The 23,040-nt window shown below is 62.3% G+C and carries 20 protein-coding genes; 8 read left to right on the top strand and 12 right to left on the bottom strand.

Annotated elements, in window-relative coordinates:
* Positions 1-22: 22 nt before the first annotated feature.
* Complete coding sequence (locus PP1Y_RS03530) at positions 23-802, bottom strand: DUF4336 domain-containing protein (RefSeq protein ID WP_148274812.1); 780 nt, start codon at positions 800-802, stop codon at positions 23-25.
* Between the two features lie 102 nt (positions 803-904).
* Entirely contained in the window at positions 905-2,212 is a 1,308-nt protein-coding gene (locus tag PP1Y_RS03535; RefSeq protein ID WP_173364713.1) for an MFS transporter, read from the bottom strand.
* Positions 2,213-2,912: 700 nt separating this feature from the next.
* Here PP1Y_RS03535 and PP1Y_RS03545 point away from each other — a divergent pair.
* The 3 genes from PP1Y_RS03545 to PP1Y_RS03555 all read left to right on the top strand — a co-directional run bounded on the left by PP1Y_RS03545 (position 2,913) and on the right by PP1Y_RS03555 (position 8,378).
* The gene (locus tag PP1Y_RS03545; RefSeq protein WP_013836723.1) at positions 2,913-5,288 is read left to right on the top strand and encodes a TonB-dependent receptor; all 2,376 of its coding nucleotides are present in this window, start codon (positions 2,913-2,915) and stop codon (positions 5,286-5,288) included.
* 61 nt (positions 5,289-5,349) lie between these two features.
* Positions 5,350-6,693, top strand: a complete 1,344-nt coding sequence (locus PP1Y_RS03550) for a sulfatase (protein ID WP_148274813.1) — start codon at positions 5,350-5,352, stop codon at positions 6,691-6,693.
* Positions 6,690-8,378 (top strand): glycoside hydrolase family 3 protein, encoded by a 1,689-nt coding sequence (locus PP1Y_RS03555; RefSeq protein ID WP_013836725.1) that lies wholly within the window; start codon positions 6,690-6,692, stop codon positions 8,376-8,378. Before PP1Y_RS03550 ends, PP1Y_RS03555 begins: the two co-directional genes overlap by 4 nt.
* 206 nt (positions 8,379-8,584) lie before the next feature.
* On the opposite strand, the gene PP1Y_RS03560 is transcribed toward PP1Y_RS03555, so the two are convergent.
* Both PP1Y_RS03560 and PP1Y_RS03565 read right to left on the bottom strand, forming a co-directional pair.
* Positions 8,585-9,550, bottom strand: a complete 966-nt coding sequence (locus tag PP1Y_RS03560) for a LacI family DNA-binding transcriptional regulator (RefSeq protein ID WP_232512228.1) — start codon at positions 9,548-9,550, stop codon at positions 8,585-8,587.
* A 340-nt stretch (positions 9,551-9,890) separates the two neighbouring features.
* Positions 9,891-10,199: a hypothetical protein gene (locus PP1Y_RS03565; RefSeq protein ID WP_148274814.1), complete on the bottom strand. Its 309-nt coding sequence runs from the start codon at positions 10,197-10,199 to the stop codon at positions 9,891-9,893.
* Between the two features lie 396 nt (positions 10,200-10,595).
* Here PP1Y_RS03565 and PP1Y_RS03570 point away from each other — a divergent pair, with 396 nt between their 5' ends.
* Positions 10,596-11,222 (top strand): TetR/AcrR family transcriptional regulator, encoded by a 627-nt coding sequence (locus PP1Y_RS03570; protein ID WP_013836728.1) that lies wholly within the window; start codon positions 10,596-10,598, stop codon positions 11,220-11,222.
* Positions 11,223-11,248: 26 nt separating this feature from the next.
* Here PP1Y_RS03570 and PP1Y_RS03575 read toward each other — a convergent pair whose 3' ends face one another.
* Complete coding sequence (locus PP1Y_RS03575) at positions 11,249-12,019, bottom strand: enoyl-CoA hydratase/isomerase family protein (RefSeq protein WP_013836729.1); 771 nt, start codon at positions 12,017-12,019, stop codon at positions 11,249-11,251.
* Between the two features lie 103 nt (positions 12,020-12,122).
* Here PP1Y_RS03575 and PP1Y_RS03580 point away from each other — a divergent pair, with 103 nt between their 5' ends.
* Positions 12,123-12,581, top strand: a complete 459-nt coding sequence (locus PP1Y_RS03580; RefSeq protein ID WP_158511827.1) for a VOC family protein — start codon at positions 12,123-12,125, stop codon at positions 12,579-12,581.
* A 49-nt stretch (positions 12,582-12,630) separates the two neighbouring features.
* Here the strand turns inward: PP1Y_RS03580 and PP1Y_RS03585 are convergent, their stop codons facing one another.
* The 4 genes from PP1Y_RS03585 to PP1Y_RS03600 all read right to left on the bottom strand — a co-directional run bounded on the left by PP1Y_RS03585 (position 12,631) and on the right by PP1Y_RS03600 (position 16,227).
* A complete protein-coding gene (locus PP1Y_RS03585) occupies positions 12,631-13,782 on the bottom strand; it encodes a thiolase (RefSeq protein ID WP_013836731.1) in 1,152 nt (383 codons plus the stop codon).
* A complete protein-coding gene (locus PP1Y_RS03590) occupies positions 13,779-14,147 on the bottom strand; it encodes a Zn-ribbon domain-containing OB-fold protein (protein WP_013836732.1) in 369 nt (122 codons plus the stop codon). Before PP1Y_RS03590 ends, PP1Y_RS03585 begins: the two co-directional genes overlap by 4 nt.
* Positions 14,144-15,352 carry a CaiB/BaiF CoA-transferase family protein gene (locus PP1Y_RS03595; RefSeq protein ID WP_041558323.1) on the bottom strand — a complete coding sequence of 403 codons (1,209 nt, stop codon included), beginning with the start codon at positions 15,350-15,352 and terminating at the stop codon, positions 14,144-14,146. The genes PP1Y_RS03590 and PP1Y_RS03595 overlap by 4 nt, the downstream gene beginning before the upstream one ends.
* Positions 15,353-15,552: 200 nt before the next feature.
* Positions 15,553-16,227 (bottom strand): TetR/AcrR family transcriptional regulator, encoded by a 675-nt coding sequence (locus PP1Y_RS03600; protein WP_013836734.1) that lies wholly within the window; start codon positions 16,225-16,227, stop codon positions 15,553-15,555.
* 305 nt (positions 16,228-16,532) lie between these two features.
* On the opposite strand from PP1Y_RS03600, the gene PP1Y_RS03605 reads away from it, so the two are divergent.
* From PP1Y_RS03605 to PP1Y_RS03615, 3 genes are read left to right on the top strand one after another with little or no spacing between them, the layout of a single operon-like run.
* A complete protein-coding gene (locus PP1Y_RS03605; RefSeq protein ID WP_013836735.1) occupies positions 16,533-17,525 on the top strand; it encodes an efflux RND transporter periplasmic adaptor subunit in 993 nt (330 codons plus the stop codon).
* Positions 17,522-18,772, top strand: a complete 1,251-nt coding sequence (locus tag PP1Y_RS03610) for an ABC transporter permease (protein WP_013836736.1) — start codon at positions 17,522-17,524, stop codon at positions 18,770-18,772. Before PP1Y_RS03605 ends, PP1Y_RS03610 begins: the two co-directional genes overlap by 4 nt.
* Positions 18,769-19,461 carry an ABC transporter ATP-binding protein gene (locus PP1Y_RS03615; RefSeq protein ID WP_013836737.1) on the top strand — a complete coding sequence of 231 codons (693 nt, stop codon included), beginning with the start codon at positions 18,769-18,771 and terminating at the stop codon, positions 19,459-19,461. The genes PP1Y_RS03610 and PP1Y_RS03615 overlap by 4 nt, the downstream gene beginning before the upstream one ends.
* 42 nt (positions 19,462-19,503) lie before the next feature.
* Here PP1Y_RS03615 and PP1Y_RS03620 read toward each other — a convergent pair whose 3' ends face one another.
* From PP1Y_RS03620 to PP1Y_RS03630, 3 genes are read right to left on the bottom strand one after another with little or no spacing between them, the layout of a single operon-like run.
* On the bottom strand, positions 19,504-20,859 hold the full coding sequence (locus PP1Y_RS03620; RefSeq protein WP_013836738.1) for a surface lipoprotein assembly modifier: 1,356 nt from the start codon (positions 20,857-20,859) through the stop codon (positions 19,504-19,506).
* A gap of 15 nt (positions 20,860-20,874) precedes the next feature.
* Positions 20,875-21,885: a hypothetical protein gene (locus tag PP1Y_RS25685; RefSeq protein WP_041558325.1), complete on the bottom strand. Its 1,011-nt coding sequence runs from the start codon at positions 21,883-21,885 to the stop codon at positions 20,875-20,877.
* Entirely contained in the window at positions 21,882-22,832 is a 951-nt protein-coding gene (locus tag PP1Y_RS03630) for a transferrin-binding protein-like solute binding protein (protein ID WP_148274817.1), read from the bottom strand. Before PP1Y_RS03630 ends, PP1Y_RS25685 begins: the two co-directional genes overlap by 4 nt.
* Positions 22,833-23,040: the final 208 nt, after the last annotated feature.

Consider the following 23,040-nt stretch of genomic DNA (forward strand, 5'->3'; position numbering starts at 1 on the left):
CTGACCGTTTCCAGGGCGCAGCCTAGATCCAGCTCAATGCATCTTCGAGGACTTTTGCGGCGTTGGCTTTCTCGCATTTCCCATGCGCAATCAGTAATTGTTGCGGCTGCCAACCGAGGAGCTTGCGACGCGCGGCGCGGGCCGGCTTTCGCCGCAGAAAGCTCGCCCGCCATTCGCGCGGCGTGCTCCCATGTTCGCCGGCCAAACCGTCGAGTTTCATCAGCAGGCCCTTGAAGCCTCGCAGGTATGGGGGCTGGAACCGCTGGATCAGATCGCAGACTATCGCGGTGCTCGATGGCCGATGAAAGAAGACAACTTCTTCCATCGCGAATGAGCCACGAAAGATCACCTGATCGATGTCCGCCGCCCAGCACGGGGGTGGGAGATCGGCCAATTCATCATCGAAGCGCATCTCGGGCCTCTTGCGCGCCAGACCGGGCGGCGCAAAGAGCCGGGCATCCGGCCATCGTTCGGCCCATTGCTGAAGGAACAAGTGATGAAGCTTGTTGGGTGAAACAATGTAGCTCACCGGCCCGATCGCTTCGACGGCGCTGGCCAGTCCATCCGTCAGCGCGATGGGCGACCAGATCCAGATCTTGCCGTTCGAAAGCCGCACGGCAGCCATGCGTGTCGGATAGGGGAAGCCAAAGAACGATACGTCCGGTCCGTCGACGCAATAGAGGGACGGCCCAAATTCTTCGAGCATGGATTCAACAGCTCCCAATTGATCCGCTTCGATGATACATGAAATGATACGGCGCGGCGCAATCGATCTTGCGCGCGAACGTAGCCGTTCCTTCATGCCGCCGACCTCTCATCCAGGCACTTGTGGTCGGGCCGCTGGCGATTGCCAAAGTTGTGAGAAGGGGTGGGAAAGCATTCCTTGTGACGCTTCGAATGGATCTCAGGCTTCGGTTCTCGCTGGCGCCGTTTCGGGCATCTGCCAGAATACTGCGAACACGCAGAGAGCTACCAGGGCGATCATGGCTCCCGGCGCGCCCGCCCAGCCACTTTGCGTCACGATAAGATGGGCAACGAGCGGAGTTAGGCCGCCGAACAGGGCGGTCGCCGTCGTCGCGCCGAGTGCGAGGCCGCTGAGGCGACCCTCGCCGGGGAACTGTTCGGCCGTGCTTACCGCGCCTACCGCGCTTACTGCGCCGCCCAGCGCTGCCATGATGAAGGCGCCCGCCCACGTCGCCACACCGCCGCTGGTCATTGCCGCGAACAGGCTGGTCGGCAGCGCGATACCGCCGAGCGCCAGAGCCAGCAGAACCGGGCGGCGGCCGAACCGGTCGGAAAGGAGCCCGGTTAGCGGCGTCACCAGGATTACCGTCAGCGCCGCGAGCGTCGAGATCGACAATGCACGCGCTTCGGGCATGGTGCCGGTGGCATCGAGAAAGACCGGCACATACGTAATGCCCACATAATAGGTGATCGATCCCAGCGCCGAAATCGCAAAGCCGCGGCTTATGGCGATGCGCTGGCGCGCCAGCGTCTGGCGGATCGGCCGCCGGGGCACTTTCCCCGTGCGTTGCTGGCGGGTGAATTCGGGTGTTTCCTCCAGCGTGGCACGAGCGATCAGCACCACGCCTGCCAGCGCCGCGCCGAACAGGAAGGGTAGGCGCCAGCCCCAGCTGACGAGTGCGGTTTCAGGTATGACGCATACCGTCAGCGCCGCCGCTCCCGCCGCGGTCAAGGCGCCGATCTCGCTGGCCGCCGAAGCACAGCTGGTAACCAGCCCGCGTCGTTCTTGGGTGGCGCCTTCCAGCAGGTAGGCGACGACGCCTGTGTACTCTCCGCCAACCGAGAACGACATGAGGCAGCGTAGCGCGATCAGCAGGACGCCCGCGAGAGGCCCGGCCTGTGCATGTGTCGGCAGCAGGGCGGTTGCCGCCATCGCCGCTGTCATCATCGCCATCGAGCCCAGCATTGCAACGCGCCGCCCGAACCGGTCGCCAAGGTGGCCGAATACCAGAGCGCCTAAGGGGCGCATGAGGTAGGCCACTGCAAATCCGCCCAGCGTCTCGGTCATCGAGCTCGCGCCGGCGCCGAAGAACACGCGGGCCAGTACCGTCGCGAAGTAGAGGTAGAGCGTGAAGTCGTACCACTCCACCGCCGTTGACAGCGCCGCCACGACCATTGAGCGCCGGGCCATTGGAGGGAAGGAAAAGGGTGCGCTGCTCACGGGGGAGAAACTGGCTTCCTTGGTCATGCCGGCATCTTGGCAAAAAGATCATTGAGAGTCTGGCGCTGCAAGGATCGACGCACAGCAACCGTGTCCGCCGCATCGATGGCTACCATGCTGCGAGAGTTCTCGGCCAGATCGACAACAAGGATAACAATAGCGATCGGACCGCTCCTTCCAAATCCGCCTCCGGCATCACATGCGATCATCGAGAAAAGGCGCGGGCCAATCCATTCTCAACAGCATTAGGGCTAACCTCGACCCTGTGCGCCTTGAACACTTTCTTCCCCAGATCGAGCCCGACTGTGAAGATCTCCGAAGTAACGGCTCTTTCGTGTGGATCGTTCCCGAACCAAACTGGCTCATCAATAGGAGTCGGGGGAAGGGGGCACATCATCCAAGCCCAGGCGCAAGGCGACAGGCCGCACCTAGTTTAACGCTAAAAGTGCAGTCCTTGTCAGTGTCAATCATGCGCAACTGAAAGTGAGCAGGGTACGGATCCAATTCCCGGGGTTATACCGCTCAGTCCCTGCGCGCGCGGGCAAAAGCCTGCCTGTGATATTTCAGCAACAATTCTGCCGCTATATATTAGCGTTAAAATTATTCCGTTGACGCGCGGCGTCGAAGGCGCTTTTAGCGTTACACGTATCGAGTCACTCGAAGCCGCCGCACATGTCTGCCCTTGCGCAGCATGCTTGTAGTCGGACCGTTTATGAGGAGGGAGTGTATGTCTTTGAAAGTCGCTATTCGCGTGTCCGCCGTGTCTGTATTGTCGCTGGGCGCAGCTCTGGCTGTCAGTGCGCCCGCCTTCGCCCAGGAAGCCGCTGACGAGGTTCAGCCGGGCGATATCGTCGTAACCGCGCAGAAGCGCACTGAGCGCCTTCAGGACGTTCCCCTTGCCGTCACTGCGGTGAGTGCGGAATCGCTTGCCGCGCGCCAGATCAACGATACCAACTCGCTTGTCACTGCCATTCCTTCGCTGTCGTTCCAGCAGGGCGCAAACCCAACCAACACAAGCTTCCGAATCCGCGGCGTCGGTACGGCGCTGTTCGGTCAGGGTGTGGAATCTTCGGTTTCCGTCGTGGTGGACGGCGTTGTCGCCGTACGCTCGGCACAGGGCTTCTCGGAGCTCGCCGACATCGAGCGGATCGAAGTTCTGCGGGGCCCGCAGGGCACCCTGTTCGGCAAGAACGCGTCTGCCGGCGTGATCAGCATAACCACCGCGCGTCCCTCCGACGTGCTGGAAGGCAAGGGTGAGATTACTGTCGCCGAGCACAATGAGTATCGTGCACGCGGCACTGTTTCGGGCCCGATCACCGACACGCTGCGTGCCCGCGTTTCCGGCTTCTATAGCGATGTCCAGGGCATCACCCGCAACATCGGCACCGGCAAATGGGTCAACGGCTCGAAAAGTTGGGGTCTGCGCGGCAAGCTGGAATGGGAGGCCACCAGCAATCTGACCTTCCTGCTGACGGGTGAATACAAGAAGACCGACTCGGATTGCTGCGCATCGACGTTGATCTCCATTGTGAATCCGGTTCTGCAGTCGGTCGTCGGGCCGATCGATGCATCGCGCAAGAACCGCACGATCAACGAAGATACTGACACCTACGCGAACAGCAAGTCGCAGACATACTCGCTTCAGGCCAACTGGGACCTGGGTGGATCGACGGTCACCTCGATCACCGCGTACCAGAAGTATGATCTGGAGGTTAATCAGCCCATCGACCGTATCAACGCAACTACGCCGATCTACTTGGGCCCCCCGTCCTTCGCGCCTTACACGCTCTGGAACCAGAATCACGGGATCGTCGATCTCAGTGCCTGGTCGCAGGAACTGCGCATCGCAAACAACGGTACCTCGGACTTCAACTACGTCCTTGGCGCGTTTTACATGCACAGTGACATCGACCGTCCGTTCGACCGCCGCCGTGCACGTTGCACCGCTGGCGTCGTGGGCGAACCGTGCGCCAGCACGAATATCGTGTGGCAATCGGCTCAGAGCCGCATCCGCCTGAAGCAGGACAGCATCGCTGCGTTCGGTCAGGCCGACTACCGTCTTGTCGGTGGTCTGCGTGCTATCGGCGGTATTCGCGTGCAGTATGAAAAGGGCACAAACAGCGGCGTTCGCACTGCTCCGATCGTTGCCGGCGACAACGTGTTCCCTGGCAACGCAAGCACCAGCGGCACTTTCAGCGCACATGACACCGCTGTGACCGGCAAGGCCGGCCTGCAGTACGAATTCAGCCGCAATGCGCAGGTCTATGGCACCTATACCCGTGGCTACAAGGGCTTGGGCTACGAGATGGAAATCTCAGCCGATCTGGCCAATCAGAACGCGATCCAGCCTGAACACGTCAATGCCTACGAAATCGGCTTCAAGGGCAGCACCGCTGACCGTACGCTGAGCATCTCGGCAGCCCTGTTCCAGGCGGATTACTCGAACCTTCAGGTGCAGGCAAACCGTTCGGACCCGAACACAGGCGTTATCCGTTTCACGACCACCAATGCGGGCTCGTCGCGCACCCGTGGTTTCGAAATCGAAGCGACCATGCGTCCTTCGGACTCGTTCTCTGTCAATGCCGCCGTCACCTACGCACAGTCGCGTATCGACATCGATGGCCTGAACTGCGCGCTGCAGCTGCAGGCCGGTGCACCGGTCATGACCGGGACCCCGATCAACGTCTGCTATCGCACCAGCGCAGGCGCCACGCCTCAGCAGAACCTGCGCGGTCGCCCGCTGCAGGCCAGCCCGGATTGGCGCATCTCTGTGGTCCCGCGCTACGATTATGAAGGTGATCGTTTCAATGCCTTCGCTCAGATCGGCGTCAACTTCACCAGTGCGCAATACCTGAGCTCGGAACTCGATCCGTTGACTATCCAGCCTGCGTATACGCTTGTCGATGCATCGGTCGGCGTCTCGACCGCAGACAAGCGCTACAACCTGACGGTATTCGTGAAGAATCTGTTCGATACGAATTACCTGACCAACATCGGTCATAACTCGTTGATGTCGACCGTCGCCAATCCCTACGATTTGGTCGCTACGTACAACAAGGACTCCAGCCGTTACTTCGGCGCCACCTTCGGCGTCCGCTTCTAAAAAGCACCGAGAGCCGGGCGCTTGCGCCCGGCTCTCTTGTCTCTTTGGGAAAGTACAGGCCGTGGACCGACGCAGTTTCCTCGCAACCGCCATGACGACCGCAGCGGTGTGTACTTCTCCGGCTGCCATGGCAGCGAATGCGCGCAGACCGCGCAATGTCATTGTCATCCTGTGCGACGATCTGGGCTACGGGGATCTGAGCATCACCGGCGCGCGTGGCATCAAGACGCCCAACATCGATCGCATGGCGCGCGAAGGGCGCACGTTCTCTCAATTCTATGCGGCGGCAAACTTGTGCACGCCCTCCCGGGCAGGACTGCTGACCGGCCGCTATCCCGTGCGCACGGGCCTTGGCGACAAGGTCATTCTCTACAATGACGACCGCGTCCTGCCGACGAGCGAAGTCACCATTCCCACCGCGCTCAAGACTGCAGAATATGCGACGGGATTGTTCGGCAAGTGGCATCTGGGTCACCGCGGACCGGACTGGCTGCCGACACATCATGGGTTCGATCGCTTTGTCGGCATCCCTTATAGCCATGACATGAGTCCGCTGGTTCTGGTCCGGGCGGAAGCGGGCAAGGAAGCGCACCAGGTTCCGACTGAAATCACTCCGCTTCAGCAGATCTTCTGCGAAGAGGCGGAGCAGTTCATCACCGAGAACGCGGAGCGGCCCTTTTTCGTCGAACTGGCGCTCAGTGCGCCGCACCTGCCGTGCCGCCCGCCTGCACCGTTCGCAGGTCGTTCCGGCGCGGGAGCCTATGGCGATTCGGTGGAAGAAGTGGACGACAAGGTCGGTCGTATCCTTGCTCTGCTGCGAAAGCTCGGGATCGAGCGTGACACGCTGGTTCTCTTCACCTCCGACAATGGCCCCTGGTATGAGGGCTCGAGCGGGCCGCTGCGCCAGCGCAAGGGCGGCGGCGGTTACGATGGTGCCAGCAAGGTGCCGATGATCGCCTGGAGCCCAGGATCCGTGTCCGCTTCAAGCCACTGCGATGCGATCGCCATGGCCATCGATTTTCTCCCTACCTGCTGTGCGCTTGCCGGTGTCCCGCTTCCCGAGGTCGAACTGGATGGAAAGGACATTTCCTCCCTCATATTCGACGGCGCGGAGCAGTCTCCCCATGAAGAGCTTGTCCTGTTCGACAATGAAGACCCTGTCGCGATCCGGACCCAGCACTGGAAGTTCGTCTCGGGTGACTACTTTCTGGCCGCCTTCCGGCCGACCGACCCGAAGTATCCGCAGCTTTATGACCTCAGGGACGATCCGGCCGAAAACTACAGCAAGGCCGACCGCCATCCCGAAGTGCTTGCCGACATGCGTCGCCGGCTTGAGCGTGCCCGCGAACGCTTCGCACCGTTCAAGCGCGCTTCGCAACCCAGATCTTCGGGCGCGCACGCATGATTGAGCCTGCTTCGGGGGGCACCGATCCGCTCACCATCGACGATGCCGCCCGGGCCTGGGTGGAACGCCTGCGCGATACGATGAGCGCCGAGGAAAAAGTCGGTCAGCTCTTCGTGTTCTCCACCTCGCAGGACAGCCGCGAGGAGCTGGCGCCATTGCTGGCCCTCAAGCCCGGTGGCATCAATCGCTTTCCCAGGCCCGATCTCGCTGCCTTTCGCGATGCGACGATGTTCGCCATTGAAAGCAGCAATGTGCCGCCGATCTTCACCGGCGACATCGAAGGGGGCACGATCAGCTATCCCTTCGCGACGGCAGTCCCGAACATCATGGGCCTTGCCGCTTGCGACGACCTGGCGACAACCGAAGCGGTGGCGCGACTTGTCGCACGCGAGAGCCGGGTATTGGGCTACGACTGGTCGTTCGGTCCTGTGGTCGACATCAATTCCGCCTTTCGCAGCGCGATCGTCGGTACCCGCTCTTTCGGTTCCGATCCGGATCGTGTCCTTGCACAGGCCAGTGTCTATGCTCGCGTCCTGCAGGAGGAAGGCGTCGCCGCATGCCTCAAGCATTGGCCGGGCGATGGTTTCGATGAGCGCGATCAACACCTTGTCACCAGCGTCAATCCGCTGTCGGTCGAGGAATGGCATGAACTCTACGGACGCATCTACGGCTCCTTGATCCGCGCCGGGGTGATGACGGTCATGTCGGCCCATATCGCATTCCCGGCATACATCCGTGCGCGTATGCCCGATGCCGGTCGCGAAGCGTTTCAGCCGGCCAGCGTTTCACGCCTGCTGAACGAGGAACTGCTGCGCGGAGAGTTGGGCTTCAAGGGCCTGATCATATCCGATGCCACCGGCATGGGCGGCCTTACGAGCTGGATGGAACGATCCGAAGCCGTTCCGGCCCTGATCGAGAACGGGTGCGACATGTTCCTGTTCAGCCGTGCACCCGAGCAGGATTATCGTTTGATGATCGATGGGCTGCGCAAGGGCCTGCTATCCGAGGCGCGGCTCGAGGAGGCGATCACCCGCATTCTCTCGCTTAAGGCTCGTCTGGGCCTGCACTTGCGCGAGCCGGAAGAACGCCTCGCGCCCCTCGAGCAGATGCGCGCGGGGTTGCAGCAGTCTGCAGATGTCCGGAAGGCCAATGCGGCCTCGGGCCAGAGCATCACCTTGGTCAAGGATGTGCAGGATCTCCTGCCGCTTGATCCCATTCGCCACCGTCGCATCGTGGCAGTCATGGAGGAGGGGTTCAGCTTCTGGGATGGCGCATTGGGCCGTGGATATGGCCCCATTATCGGGGAATTGACGCAGCGCGGCTTCGAGGTTCGGGCTTATGATCCCGACAATATGCCGACACGCGAGGATACCGATCTCGTGCTCTACCTCGTGGGGCAGGAAGCGACGCCAAGCGCCGCGCACATCTACCTCGATTTCGTGAAGCTGCACGGGACCAATCGCAAGGCAATGACGCAGTTTGCCCAGGAAATTCCGACAGCATTGATTTCCTTCGGTCAGCCTTACTATCTCTTCGATGCGCCGCACATGAAGACCAGTATCAATGCCTACAGCTCGATTGAATCGGTCCAGCGCGAAACGGCGCGGCGCCTCGTTGGCGAAGCACCGTTTACTGGCGTGAGCCCCGTCGATGCGTTCTGTGGCCTCGAACAGCTCAAGTGGTAAGGTCGAACAGGCGATAGGCGCACTCCGTTGCAACTGCGCCAGACAACTTTGGGTTGTCAGTGAGCGGCGCTCGCCGGTGTGTCTTGGCGTCAAGCCTATCAACGAGATTCTGGATCAAGAACGCACAGGTATCCCGAGAACTCTCGTGCGCAGGAACATTCGGTGCGGCGATGAGTGCGGATCTGACGCCGATTGCTTCTTCTGGCTCACGACCGGGCAGTACCCACGGAGAGGCGCTCGATGACCTCGAAGTCGACATAGATCGCCTTGGCCGAGATCTGGTTGGCGCTATTGGGATTTCGCAAGGCATCGACCAATCGATCAGTCGCCTGTTCGGCGATCTGCGCAAGGGGCTGGCGGACGGTAGTCAATGATGGCCAGATTTTTACCGCAATCGGCGAATCGTCGAATCCGATGATCGAAATATCGTCGGGGATCGACAGGTTCTGGCGCAAGGCAACGTTTACAAACGCCGCTGCCATATCGTCGTTGCCGGCAAGGACGGCAGTTGCATCGCGATCTTCGATCAGCACGCGTTCGGCCAGTTCCAGCCCTGCATCGAAAGTAGGTCGTGCTTCCCACACCAGATTCATGTCCGGTGCGATGCCGAACTCTCCGAGTGCGCGAAGATATCCGCGCAGACGGGAAACTGCGACGAGAGCGCCCGGCAAAGTGACGAGGCCGATGCGACGATGCCCCTTTTCCAACAGGATGCGCGTGATCTCATAGGTGGCCTGTTCGTCGTCGATACGCACGCAATCCATGTTGGGCAGCTCGCCGCCAGGGGCGAGGGCAATCATCTTGGTGTCGTACCTTTCCGGCAGACCGGCTGCGCTGACCATCTCGCACAGCGGAGGCGGCAACAGCAGGCCATCGAGATCCATCTTGAGAAAGCGCTCAACTCCCGTGATGGGATCGGCCGAATCGTACGTATCCATCACCAGCTGTGCGCCCAGTCTTGAGACGGCCCTCAGGGTGCCTACCAGAATTGCGCTCAAAAGCGCGCTCTCAGCGCCGTGATGTATCAGTCCAATGCGCAGCGTAGCCGCGCTTGCCAGAGCTCGTGCAGCAGAATTCGGAGTGTAGTTGAGTGTCTTTACCGCCTTGAGAACGGCCTCGCGCGTCGCAGGCTGCACTACAGGTCGATTGTTGAGCACATTCGAAACGGTCATTGCCGATACGCCGGCCAATTCGGCAACAGCCGTAATTGTGGGGCCGCTGCGTCCGCGTCGCCGTTTTCGCGTGTTCGTGCTGCTGGTCATAGACTTCCATTTCAATTGGCGAAGTGCGGCAGTCGAAGCTCGACCTGCTCGGTGCCGGATTTTGATTTAGCGTTAACAGGCAGCCTATCCAAGATTTGCGCCGAACCCTATAGGCAATCACATGCTTTTCATCGGTCCATATAAATAATCCGGGCTCGATCGGCGCGATGCAGAAGAAAGGGAGAGTACTCTCGCTCGCCGTTGGCCTTTTTGAAAAGCGCTGCAAGACCCGTCATCTCGTCCTCGCGGATTATCTGGACAAATTCGATGCGGCGTGAACGGCCTCATTTGTAATGGACCTTGCCGGCAGCGTGACCTGAATCGAAAGAGAAATCGCCTTCGATGATCCACTTGGGATCGAGAAGAATGGCGTGCCTGTCACAAGTTGAAAGAAATCCGCTGAGGCGCGCCTCGGCTGCCGGCAAGCCTCGGGGGCGGTGACGAAGCCGATCTGGCGCTGGCCATCTGCGACAAGATACTCGGTCATTGCGGATGCAGCAGCGATTTCGCAATCCATGCCGGGCAGTGCCAAGCCTTGCACAATTGCAGCAATCGGCAATCCATGTCTGTCAGCCGATCCGTCATGAGCCAGTTCGGCAGAATACGGTGCGGGAAGCACGACCGCATTCGCAACACTGTGAACCAGCCAATAACCGCCCTAATCGCATCTTCGAGTTTGAGCGCGGCACACTCGCGCAGCAGGACCTGTGCCCTCAATCGCGCATCTTTCCCTCCGCCCTTCGGTCCCGGTCACCCATGTTCCGGGCGCAGACGATAATCGGCTTGGAGACAGCCAGCATTGTTTGCGCTCGTCGAAGCGGTGCTTGCCTCATGACCGCGCGGCGAGCCAAACAGTCAACGGTGACTGGAAGTGAAGAGGCGTTTCATCTAAAGCTTAAGCCAAACGACCGTTTGGTGAATTGCGGGCAACAGGTAGAAGGTGCGGATGCGGGACATGGATCAGTCACTCGAGACCGTCGATCCGCCAGCCCGGAGCGGGAGCAGGGACCGCACCGAGCGCTGGCCGGAATTGCTGGAAGTTGCGGCGGAACTCTTCGCTGAAAAAGGATACGACGGCACTTCGCTGCGCGATATTGCCGAGAGGATGGGTATGCTCAAGGGCAGCCTCTATCACTACATTTCGGGAAAGAGTGACCTGCTTGTTCACGTTATGCGCGAGGCTCACCATCGGGGCCTGCGCTCGATCTCTGCGCTTGCGCGAGAGGAGGGGCCGGCAATCGAGCGGCTGGAAGCGATCGTCGTCGCCCATGGACGCTACGTCTGCACCGAGAGGATTTTCACGGCCGGATTTTTCGAAGCGCGCAAGCACTTGCCCGCGGCGCGCGCGGCGGAATTCGCGGCCGATGAGAGGGACTACCGCTTGCGGGTCGAGGCGCTGATCGTCCGCGGGCAGGAGGAAGGCGCCCTGCGCCCTGACCTCGATCCCAAGCTGACAGCGCTGTGCCTGCTCGGCTTTCTCAATTCGCTTCACTTGTGGGTGCGCCCCAATGGCATCCACTCGATCCGCCGCATCTGCGAGCATGCTGTGATGTTGGGGCTCGATGGGTTGCGGCGACGATGAGTAGCCTGTGCCCGCCCATCTCCGGTTCAATCGCGGGTAAACCGGGCCTCTCGCTTTTGGGTATAGGCGGCCACACCCTCACGGCTGTCGGCGCTCGAAAGCGTCGCCTTGCCCCATGCGTTGCCCACGGCAAGCGCTGTGTCGATGTCCATGCCGCTCGCCAGTTCGTAAAGCTCGCGTCCGTTGCGGATCGCCTCCCAGCTGTTCTCCAGCATGGCGCCTGTGACAGCCAGCGTGCGCGCCAGCAATTCGGGGCCGGGGAGCACTTCGGTGACGATGCCCAATTCGTACAGACGGCGCGCGGGGAGCAGTTCGCCGGTCATGATCATCGCCAGCGCGGTCGCACGAGGCACTTGCCGGGCGAGCCGCTGAATGCCGCCTGCAAAGGCGAAGAGCCCTCGCTTTACCTCGCTCAGGCCCATCAGGGCATGGTCAGCGGCGAAGACCATGTCGCAGGCCATCATGATCTCGAAGCCGCCGGCAACCGCGGTGCCGTTGACCGCGGCGATCAGCGGCTTGCTGCGCTTGCGCTCGGTCACACCGCCAAAGCCGCGGCCGGGCACGAGGCCGTGGCCCGCGCCGATCTGCGCCGCTTCCTTGAGGTCCATTCCGGCGCAGAAGGCACGGTCACCGGCACCGGTGATGACCAGGGCGCCGATTTCGGGATCGTCCTCGGCCGCCGTGATCGCCACGTCGAGCGCATGCGAGGTCGCGGCATCGAGGGCGTTGCGCGTTTCCGTGCGGTCGATGGTGAGCAGGCAGATGGCGGCGTGTCTTTCGATTTTGAGACCGGTCATCGCAGTTCCCTTTCTTTCGGCGCCCGTGCGCCTGTCGCATTCAGCCTTGCGGACCGTAGTCCGCATGCTGGCGGCGAACCCGTTCATCCTTGGAGTGCAAGACGTGAAAGCCTTCGGTAGACTTCATCATCATGGCCTGATCGTGCCCGATATCGCCCGTGCCATGGACGGCATGTCCGCGCAGTTCGGCCTCGATTGGGCGCCGGTTCGCAAATTCGATCCCCTGCGCGTCTGGACACCCGAAGGCGGTTGGTCCGAGGCGCATCTCACCGTCACCTATTCGCGGCAGGGGCCGATCCATTTCGAGCTCATCGAGGCGGTTCCGGGCGGTGCCTATGACGGTCTTCTCGCAGTCTCCGAGGCGCATGTCGGTGCATGGGTCGACGATGTCGGCGAGGAAGTGGACACGCTCTTGGCGCAGGGCTGGCGCCTGATCGCCGCCGGTGCCTCTCCCAAGCATCGCTATGGACAAATGGCCTACATGGTTGAGGGCGACGGACCGGTTCTCGAACTCGTCGGAGAGCCGATCCGGCCGATGATCGAAGAGTGGATCGGCTCCTAGATTCCTCGAGCAGGCAGACATCAGCTTTGCAAGCTTCGGCTCTGCGGCATCACAAGGTCGCCATGCTGCCCAGGATCACGGTCGCCTGGCTCGACAGGGTGCCGCCATTGCCATGGGCGAGTGCAAGGTCGATTCCGGGCAGTTGGTTGGCAGCTTCGCCGCGGATTTGCCGCGCTGCCTCGATGATTGCGAAAAGCCCGTACATGCCCGGATGGCAACAGGAGAGGCCGCCGCCATTGGTGTTGACCGGGAGGCTGCCCCCGGGGGCGATCGTTCCGTCGGACACGAACCGGCCGCCTTCGCCTTTCGGGCAGAAGCCAAGATCCTCGAGGAACAGGATCGTGTTGATGGTGAAAGCGTCGTAGAGCTGCAAGGTCCCGATATCGCGGGGCTCGACCCCGGCCATGCCCATGGCGCGCGCACCCGATTCCCGGGCGGCGGTAACGGTCACCTCAGGGGCCTGCGTAATCGAGTTCCACCATGTCGCGGCGGCGGCTCCCAAGAGCGGCACTGGCAGGCGTTGCAGGTCACGGGCACGTTCGGTGCGGGTCATGACCACGGCGGCGGCGCCGTCGGTGACGAGGCAGCAATCGCGCACCGAGATCGGCGTGCTGATCATGCGTGATGTCAGGCAGTCCTCGATCGTCAGCGGCCCTTTGGCAAAGGCTTCCGGATTGGTGTTCGCCCAGGACCGGGCGGCCAATGCTACCGCGGCGAGATCCTCGCGCGTGGTGCCATACTCATGCATGTGCCGGGCGGCGGCGAGGGCATAGGATGTGAGCGGGAAAAGCGGCGCATATGGTGCATCCCATGCATTGCTGGTCATGGGCGTGGACAGCTTTCCTCCCTTGCTGCGCTGGTTCGATCCGTAGGCGATCAGGGCGCAGTCGATGTACCCGGCCTCCAGTGCCAGAGCTGCGCTGGCCATATGGCTCATGAATGCCGAGCCGCCAGTGCGGTTGTTGTCGGTGTATTTGGGTTGAAGTCCCAGATATTCGGCAAAGGTGAGACCGGCAAAGAAGTCGTCCGGCTGGCAAATGTAGAGCGCGTCGATGTCCTCGAACGTCAGGCCGGCGTCCTTCACTGCAAGGCTCGCCGCTTGTACGGTCAGTTCCATGGCGTTGTAGCCCGGCATTTCTCCGACGCCGAAGGTAGCGAGTCCTGCGATGGCCGTTTTGCCCCGGGGGAAAGCGTCGCTCATGCGCCACCTTCGGCCGGGCGGAACAGCAGGATCGCGTCATCGCCTGTGCCTTCGATAAAGGCCTCGACACGCATTCCGATCATCAGGGAATCGGCGTCGGTGGCCTCTACCCGGCTCATCAGGCGGGCGCCTTCGTCGAGATCGATGAGTGCGACGTTATAGGGCTCGGCCGGCGCGCGCCGAGTGATCCATGAGAGCGAATAGACCGTTCCCAGTCCGCAGGCCTCGAACCATTCGAGCGAACCGGCCCCGGTTCCCGGCACGGCGATCCGGGGCGGAAATACCGCGGTGCCGTCCGGTGCCCGCTGCAGTAGGAACTTCCCTTCGCCAAGCGCCGTGCGCCAATGCAGTTCGGGGCCGCTCACGCCGACTTCCTGACCGCGCCGCTATCGAGAAGCGTGGCGATCTCCGTTTCTGAGAAGTTCGCCTCGCGCAGCACTTCTTCGCTCTGACCGGCAAGGGCCGGTCCGGGATCGCCGATTTCGCCTGGCGTTTGCGAAAACAAGGTCGGGATGCCCGGGAATCGCAGGGTGCCGCTGTCGGTCTGGCGTTCTTCCCAGAAGCCGGTCTCGATAAGGTGGGGGTCGTGAAGCAGCTCGGTCAGGCTGGCGATGGGCGTGGCCGGGATCTGCGCCTCGCGGAAAAGCGCGACCCATTCGTCGGTCGTGCGTGTGGCGATGACTTCCGCGACTTTGGTCAGGACTGCACCGATGTTCTCGGTGCGCGAACGCATCGAAGCGAACATCGGATCGCGCGACCATTCGGGGTTCCCCAGGACATCGAAGAAGGATCGCCAGTGCCGGTCGTTGTAGATCATCACGCCGATGTAACCGTCGGCGGTCTGGTATGGGCGGCGCGCTTCCGAAGTTGCCCGGGCATATTCAGGCGGCCCCTGCGGTGGATCGAACAGCGATCCGCACAAGTGCTCGACCATGGTGAACGAGACCAGGGTCTCGAACATGGGGACTTCGATCTCCTGCCCCTGTCCGGAGCGTTCGCGGGCGAAAAGCGCGGCGATCACCGAGTAGGCTCCCGTCAGACCTGCTACCTTGTCGGCGATAACCGTGGCGGCATAGGTCGGCTTGCCGCCGGAGAGGCGGGCCTGCAGGTCGACGATGCCTGAGGCGGCCTGCACGATATCGTCGTATGCCGGGTAATCGCGATAGGGCCCGTTGCGCGCGTAGCCGTAAAGGTTGGCGTAGATGATCCGCTTGTTGACTGCCCGCAAGGCTTCGTAGTCGAGCCCCAGCCGACCGATCGCACGCGACCGCATCGAATGGATGAACACATCGGCATCCTTCGCCAGCCGAAGCAGCGCATCGCGCCCCTCGGGCTGCTTGAGGTCGATGACGATGCTGCGCTTGCCCCGGTTGACGTTGAGGAACATGCCTCCGCGCGACGCGTCCGGCCCTGGTGGAATGAAACGGGTCGTATCGCCATCGGGGCTTTCCACCTTGATGACGTCCGCGCCAAGGTCGGCAAAGATCTGTGTTGCGTATGGTCCCATCAGCACGCTGGTGAGATCGATGACCTTCACACCGGCCAGTGGGCCCTTGCCTCGACCGCTCACTCGCTCGCTCCTTTCAATCCTGCTCTCCCTCGCCGGGCTTGTCATGCCCGGTCGCAAATTCCTTCTGCGAACCTGTTTCGCAATTTTCGTAGCTCAAGACGAGGAAGAAAAAAAGACAAACATGATTGACTGTAAGTTTGCGCCCGCGGGCGGCTTCGGCCCGCCACGCGATTGCCGACATACACTGCCGGGCCGCAGTCTCAGGCGGCCGATGCCGTTCCCGCGCCTGGCCGCATGGTGCGGATCTTGTCCTCCAGCATGTGCAGCAGGGAGGGCACCATGGCTTCATCCAGGGCGCCTGTAAGCAAGCTCATCGCCATGCCTTCCATGAGCGTTTGCGAAAGCGCCATGGCCTGCGCGAAATTCTCTGGGGCGGAATGCCACTCGGGATAGAGGGCGATCGCTTCGGCGTTGAAGCGTTCGCGATACTCGACCTGCAGCGGCCGCATGATCTGGGCGAGTTCGGAATTGGTACGGGCTGCCATGGCCAGTTCCTGAAAGGCGATGAAAGCCGGTTTCTGTACCTGTCGCCAGTAAGCGCTGACCATGGTCGAGGGATCGTGCTGGCTGTTTTCCGATGAACGCCGAAAGGCCCGGAGACGTCGCTCGTGCAGTTCCACGATCGTCGCCCGTATCAGGGTCGCGCTGTTCTCGAAATGGTGCAGCATGGCCCCGCGCGAAAGTCCAGCCTCCGATGCGACGAGGGGTGTGGTGGTCCCCGAATAGCCTACCTTTACAAGGCATTGGATCGTAGCCTCGATCAAGCGGCTGCGTGTCTGCGCGCTCTTGAGCGACTGGCGTGTCGGTTTGCCGTCATCGGCAGGCTTGCGACCGGCGACAGGAGCGATGGCCTTGCGGGCTGAATTGACGGCCAAACTGTTTTCCCCCGGATCGAGAATTGCAGCACGTCTTCATCTGTCTGCAATGTATGGTTTTCGTGCGACAACTCCGGCACTGTCCAGCATCACCATATAATCAGTCAAGACTGTTTTTTATTGGGCGCGCCGGTGACCTTGTCGTGCCTTCCGGTTTTGCGGTCCAGGTATTCTGCCGCTGGCTGAATTGAACCGGCCATTCATTCAGGAAATCCTGTCTTGCCACAAGGTTGTCGGCGATCAATGATCTCCGCTCCGGTCAGGGGCATAGGGTGTCCGTCCGAAACAGAGAGGCTGACCCGGCAATGCGCAAGCCCATCGTCCTGCTTGCAATTGCAATCCTGCTCGCTGCCGCAGGCGGTTGGTGGCTGCTCAATGGCCGTCCCATGGTGGTAGTCACGGCACCGGTGGGGCGCGGTCCGGCGGTCGAACTGGTCTATGCTACCGGCTTCGTCGAAGCCGAGCATCCGGTGGCGGTTTCTTCGCGTCTGACTGCGCCGGTCATTGCCGTTCTGGTCGAAGAGGGCGCGCGAGTGACGCGTGGGCAAGCGCTTGTGCGCCTCGATGACAGCGAACAGCGTGCTCTCCTGGCGCAGGCCCGGGCCGATGCTCGTGGCAAGTCGCTGGCCGAAAACCGCGTCGCCGCACTTTATGCGAAGGGTTGGGTGACCCGTGCCGCGCGCGACGAGGCGGTTGCCGCTGGACAGGCATCGCGTGCCGCTGCCTCGGCATTGGAAGCGCGGCTGAACCAGTTGACGATGCGCGCGGGTATCGACGGCGTCGTGCTCAAGCGCGATGTCGAGCCCGGCGATTTGGCGAACCCGGGCAAGACTCTGTTGCAGCTCGGAGATCCGGCCAGGGCGCGGGTGACCGCCACTGTCGATGAACGCGATATTCCGCGCGTGCGGGTTGGACAGAAAGCCCTGCTGTCCACGGACGCGCTCCCGGGCAAAGTGATCCGCGGTCATGTCACCGAAATCACCCCCGGCGGCGATCCCGGAGAACGCGCGTTTCGCGTTCGCATCGGCCTCGATGGCAGGAAGGACCTTCCTTTCGGCCTGACACTTGAAGTCAACATCGTCACCAACCGACATGAGGGGGCCCTGCTAGTGCCCGCAGGTGCATTGATCGATGGCCATGTCTGGCGCGTCCGGGATGGCCGGGTGGAGCGACGCAAGGTGCGCACGGGGATCATCGGGGCCGACAAGGTGGAAGTGGTGTCGGGCCTCGCCGAAGGGGACCGGGTCGTCGTCGATCCACCCGCCGGGCTCGAGGACAGGGACCGGGTGCGGTCATGATCGGGCGCGCCGGCTTTCTTGTCACGATTGCGCTCAGACACCTTGCGCGCCGCCGCCGCCAGACGGCGGTGGCCGTCAGCGGGGTCGCAGTGGGTGTCGGATTCTTCCTTGCGGTTTCAGCGCTGATGGTGGGCAGCCAGAACGACTTCGTCGAACAGCTTATCGATGCCGCCCCGCACATCATCGTTTCCGACGAGCTGCGCAGTCCATCGCCCCAACCCGGCGCGCGCGCTTATGGCAAGGGCGCGGTCGCCCTGCACGGCTACAAGGTGCGCAGCGAAGTGCGCGGAATCAAGGATTGGCAGGCCGTCGTCTCTGCCGCCAATTCAGTGCCCGGCGCGATTGCGTCGCCCAGCCTGACCGGCGGCGTGACCTTGCGTCTGGGCGGGCATGACGAGGCAATCGGGATCGTCGGCGTGGAGCCGGACATCGAGAAAAAGATCAGTACCATCGAAGACAAGCTGCGCGTCGGCCACCTTCACGATCTCGAGACGACGCAGGGGGGCATCATCATTGGTGAGGATCTCGCCGCACGCCTGGGCGTGCAGGTGGGCGACATCGTCGCTGCAACCTCGTCCTCCTCAAGCGGGCGCTCGATGCGGGTCGTGGGACTGTTCAAGAAAGGGCAGACCCAGCTTTCTTCGGGAACCGGCTACGTGCTGCTGCGCGAGGCACAATCGTTGCTTGGCAGACCGTTCATCATCAACCGCATCGGCGTCAAGCTGGTCGATCCTTATGCTGCCGAGGCCGTCGCCGCTCAGCTGGAATCCCGCTTCGGCTACAAGGCGGAAAGCTGGCAGGAACGATCGGCCGACATCCTTTCCCTGCTCCTGACCCGCAATGTCATCATGTATTCGGTCGTCTCCGCGATCCTGCTGGTAGCGAGCTTCGGCATCTATACCGTCGTCTCGAACAATGTTTCGGACAAGCGGCGGGACATCGCGATCATGCGTTCGATGGGCTTTTCAGAAGGCGACCTGCAGTTCATCTTCGTGGTCGAAGGGTTGGTGCTGGCCGTGATTGGCGTCATGCTCGGATGGCTGCTCGGTTATGGCCTGATGACGATCCTGGGAACGTTGCGGTTCCCCATCGGAGGCGATGTCGAGCGCATTCCGATGGATCGGTCCGCGCGCCAGTATGCAATTGCGGCTCTGGTGTCGCTTCTCGCAGGCTCGCTGGCAGCGTGGCTGCCGGCACGAAAGGCGGCGCGCGTCGATCCGGTCGATATCCTGAGGGGGGCGTTGTGACTGCGATCCTCGATGCAAGGTCACTTACACGCACCCTGGCCGGTCCCAAGCCGGTGCATCTGGTGCGCGATGTCAGCCTGACGATCGAGCGGGGCAGCTTCACCACCATTGTTGGCCCATCGGGCTGTGGCAAGTCTTCGCTGCTCTATTTGCTCGGTCTCATCGACCGGCCCGATTCAGGCGAACTGCTGTTCGAGGGGCGCGAAGTCAGCGGGCTTTCGGGTGACGCGCGGGCGGCCATTCGCCTCGCGCGCTTTGGCTTCGTGTTCCAGTTCCATTTTCTGCTTCCCGAGTTCTCCGCGCTGGAAAACGTCATGCTCCCGATGCAACGTCTCGGTCGGCTGGACCACGACGGCGCGCGTCAGCGGGCACTCGAGCTGCTTGCTGCGGTGGGCCTGGACGAAAAGAGCGCGAATACGCCCGATCGCCTGTCCGGCGGCGAACGTCAGCGCGTCGCGATTGCCCGGGCGCTCGCCAACGATCCGGTGCTGATCCTCGGTGACGAACCGACCGGGGACCTGGACAGCCGCAACAGCGCCCGCGTCGTTGAAGACTTGCGAGCGCTCGCGCACGAAGGGGGCCGGGCCGTGGCGTGTGTCACCCATGACCCGGGCATTGCCGAGATCTCCGATGTACAGATCGAAATGCTCGATGGCCGGATCGAGAACATTGTCGATCGCAGGGCTTAGGATGCTGGCGGTTGCCAGGGGGTAGAATTTGGCGACCGTGGGCTAGAAGGACCGCGTAAAGCCGAACTCCATTCGCAATCTGCGGTAGTCATGGATTTCCAGGCTGCTGCGGTTCCGTTCGAAGGTGGCTCTGATGAAAGGCGCGAAGCTTGCAATTCGAAAGGCTCGAAAGGTCGCTCCCAGGCTGGCACGGTAATTGCGGTCGGATCGCCTGTCGGGATACAGCAGGATCCTGCGATCTGCCTTCAGTCTGCCCATTCCCAGCGTCCCGACGAGGGTGAGCGCGCCCAGGTCGCGATAGGCGAAGGCCGATGTTTGCCAGCCCCAGGTGGCATATCCGGGATCGCGCGTCGCCTGCCGGTCGATGCTGACGGTCAGCCCCGCGCCGGACCGGCCTGAAATCGCCCGCTCATAGCCGAGCGTTGCCGAAAAGCTGTGGCCATCGAGCAAGGAATTGCGGCGATTGTCGATAAGGGCCGCGTTGGCCACGGCGCGCAGCTGGGCCTTGCGGCCCAGGGGATGCAGGTACGTCGCCTCTGCCGTGACCGCGCGTGAATAGGGTCGGCCGCCAAAGTAGCGCCAGAGCGCTCCGCCATCCAGGGAAAGGCGATCGGCACCCAGCCGCAATTCGGGACCGACCGTTGCTGCAACGGCAATGTCATTGAAGTCGTGGGCGCGATAGAGGTCCGCGGAACCGGACAGTTTTGCGAGCAAGTTTACGCTGGCGCCGATTGGCAGACGCGCATAGGCCTGCCCGCGCAGGGCAAGCCCGATACCCGAGCGCTGGCGCGCTTCGTCGTCGAGGACGAAATCGCCGAACACGGTTCCGAGCGTCGAGGACCGGGTGGCACGGTTGATGTTGCTGTCCGGTGCCAGGGCAAGGTCGAAGCTGGCACCAAGGGGCTTTTGCGCCCTGAGCGCGGCGGAATAGCGATCGACGAAGCGTGCCACTTCCGGGGGAAGCTTGCCCGCCTGTGCTTCGCGAAGGGCACGCCGTGCGCCCACCTCATCGCCCATGAGATCCAGAACATGCGCCAGTTCGAGGCGGACCCGCTGCGCGTCGGGCTGTTCGTCGAGGATTTCGCGAAACAGCACTGCAGCCTGCGACAGCCGACGCGTGCCTACATAAAGCATCGCCAACCGGAATCGTGCCTCACTGCGGACTTGTACCGAAGGATCTGCAAACAGCGCGCGATAGGCCGCTTCGGCAATCTCGAAGCGCCCCTCATCGCGAGCGCGATTGGCGAAGGCAAGCAATTGGGTGCCGGAAAGCCGGGCCGTCTGTGCCGCTCCCTGCGCCTCGGCGGTCTGTGCCTTAACAGTTGGCGAAAAGCCCGCGATAGCGAGCGCCAAAACAGCGCCGGCGCACGCCGCAGGGGAACAGCCGGAACCGGCCATCGGCTTTCTCCTGCTTTACGGGCCCTTGCCGATGATGACGCCCGATACCGGCACCCACTTGCGGAAATCCTGATTGAAGAAGGGAAGCTGGAACTGGGCGGCCAGCTCGCTGGCATTGGGGCCGGCGAACATGCCCGCAAACGTCCCTGCCGAAGGGGCGCCCGCTGTCGTGAGGCTACCGCCGAATTCGGTCGCGCCGTGCGCGAAGTGTGTGTCGGCCAGGGTATAGAGCTGGTCATCGTAGGCGCAGCCCATCATGCAGACCATTCTGGCGGTCAGTTCGCCGGACAGCGATCCCTTGGCAAAGTCGAAGTCCAGCCTGCTTCTGCCTTCCACCCAGCTTCCGCCGGGATCTCCGCCGAAAAAGCCGACAAGAAAGCCATGATAGCTGGCGCTTCCGGTCATCGGCACTTCACCGGGCCTCGTCGGCTGGATGATCGCCATGCTGCCATAGGCCACGGTTTCCAGGCTGGAACCTGCAGGCGCGCTGGCATAGAATTCGGCGAACGATACATAGCTGAAGTCCGTGGCGCTCCCGCCTGCCGGCCAGATGCGCATCTCGCCAGGTTTGCCGGCGGCTTCTGCGGCGTTGTCGGCCAGTACGGCAGCGAAACTGGCGCCTGGTTCGAACTCGCCGCCGTCGCTGATCTGGTACACGGTTCCGGACCCTGCAATCGGTGCGGTCATGACGTAGTTGCCGCCGGTCGCATCGTAAGTGACAGTGAAGCCGCCTGCTTCCCGCACGTTTCTGGCGTTGGAAAGGCTGGCGCTGGAGTTGGGCAAGGCTTCATGTTCCCAGGTCTGACCCAGCACGGCGAGATTGTCGTTGTAGAGTGGAGCCGTGAAAATCTGCGCAGGCTTCGGCGTGAACTGCGCGACCGGCGGTTCGGGATCGGCGGGCGGACTCTGGGCAGGCGCGGGGGCTGGAGTGGGCGTCGACGCAATGCCGCCGCTGCCGCCGCCGCCGCAAGCAGCCAGAAGCGTGACCGGGGCCACGGCCAGGACCAGAGATGTGCGCAGTTTCATTGCTTCCTCCCGACCATGATTCCGAACATTGCGCCCTGATTGCCCTCGCGGAGATAGGGGGCCTGCCAGCGCGCCATGATTTCTGCCGCCTGCGGACCATTGAATGCACCTTCGAACCACGAAGACGCATCCGGGAGTCCGGGCACGTCGAAGCTGCCTGCGAAGGTCGTGCTGCCTTTCGCGAAGGTGGTGTCCCTGAAGCTGTATGTTCCCAGGTCGATCGAGAGGTCCCAGCCATCCGACAGGAGCGGATGCATCGAACCGGTCAGGATGCCGTTGCCGAAATCGAATTGCAGCGAGGCAGAGCCGCCGACGTAATTGCCGTCGGAAGTATTGCCGAGCAAAACCGCTCCATAGTTTGCCGATCCGCTTAGGGGCATGTCCGATGGGCCGGTGGGGATGCCATAGGCATAGACCCCTTCGCGCCGGATCGTAAATCCCTGGCTATCCGTGGTTTCGTCATACCAGGAACCGAAGCTGGTGTAGGTATAGGGCGAGAAATTGCTGCCCGGAACCTGCAGCGTGACCCTCACGCTCTGCGCGGTATTACCCGATTTTGGCTCGATGCTGTTCCAGGTGGATGTGGCCGTCTGCCCGGCGCTGCCATTGTAATCCTGCGTGACTAAAGTGCCTGGCTGAAAGCCGGGCAGCGATATCTGATAGGTGCCTTCGGCATCGTCGTAGCTGATCTCCACGCTTTGCGCAGCGGAGGCGGCAGTGGTTTCGGTCCCGTCAGCCGGCTTGTATTCGTGTCCCAGCCCCAGGGCATTGAAGGGCTCGCTGCTCATGAGGCCGATCTGGTCCGGTGGCAGGACGGGTTCCGGGCTGGGCGTGGGGGATGGGGCTGGCGCCTGCGATGGAGCGGGCGTGGAGGCCACTCCGCCGCCGCCGAGCGCCATACATGTGGCCGAGACCGTAAGGGCGAACGCGATGGGTAATGGTCTCATGTGCAGCACTCCTGTGCGATGCTGGCAGGTGCTTTCCCGGAATGGCTCCAAAGTGCTATCAAGCCAGGGATCAGTGAATGAGGGGGGCATGATTTTTGGCCGATGGTTTGCCGATAAACGAGCCAATCGCGGTCGATCCGCGATCGCCCGGGTCAAAACAGCTTGCCCACCGCGAGGATTTCCGCGTGGGCAAGGCGATCGTGCGTCC

Origin of the sequence: Novosphingobium sp. PP1Y, from assembly GCF_000253255.1 — a bacterium.
Lineage (GTDB): Bacteria > Pseudomonadota > Alphaproteobacteria > Sphingomonadales > Sphingomonadaceae > Novosphingobium.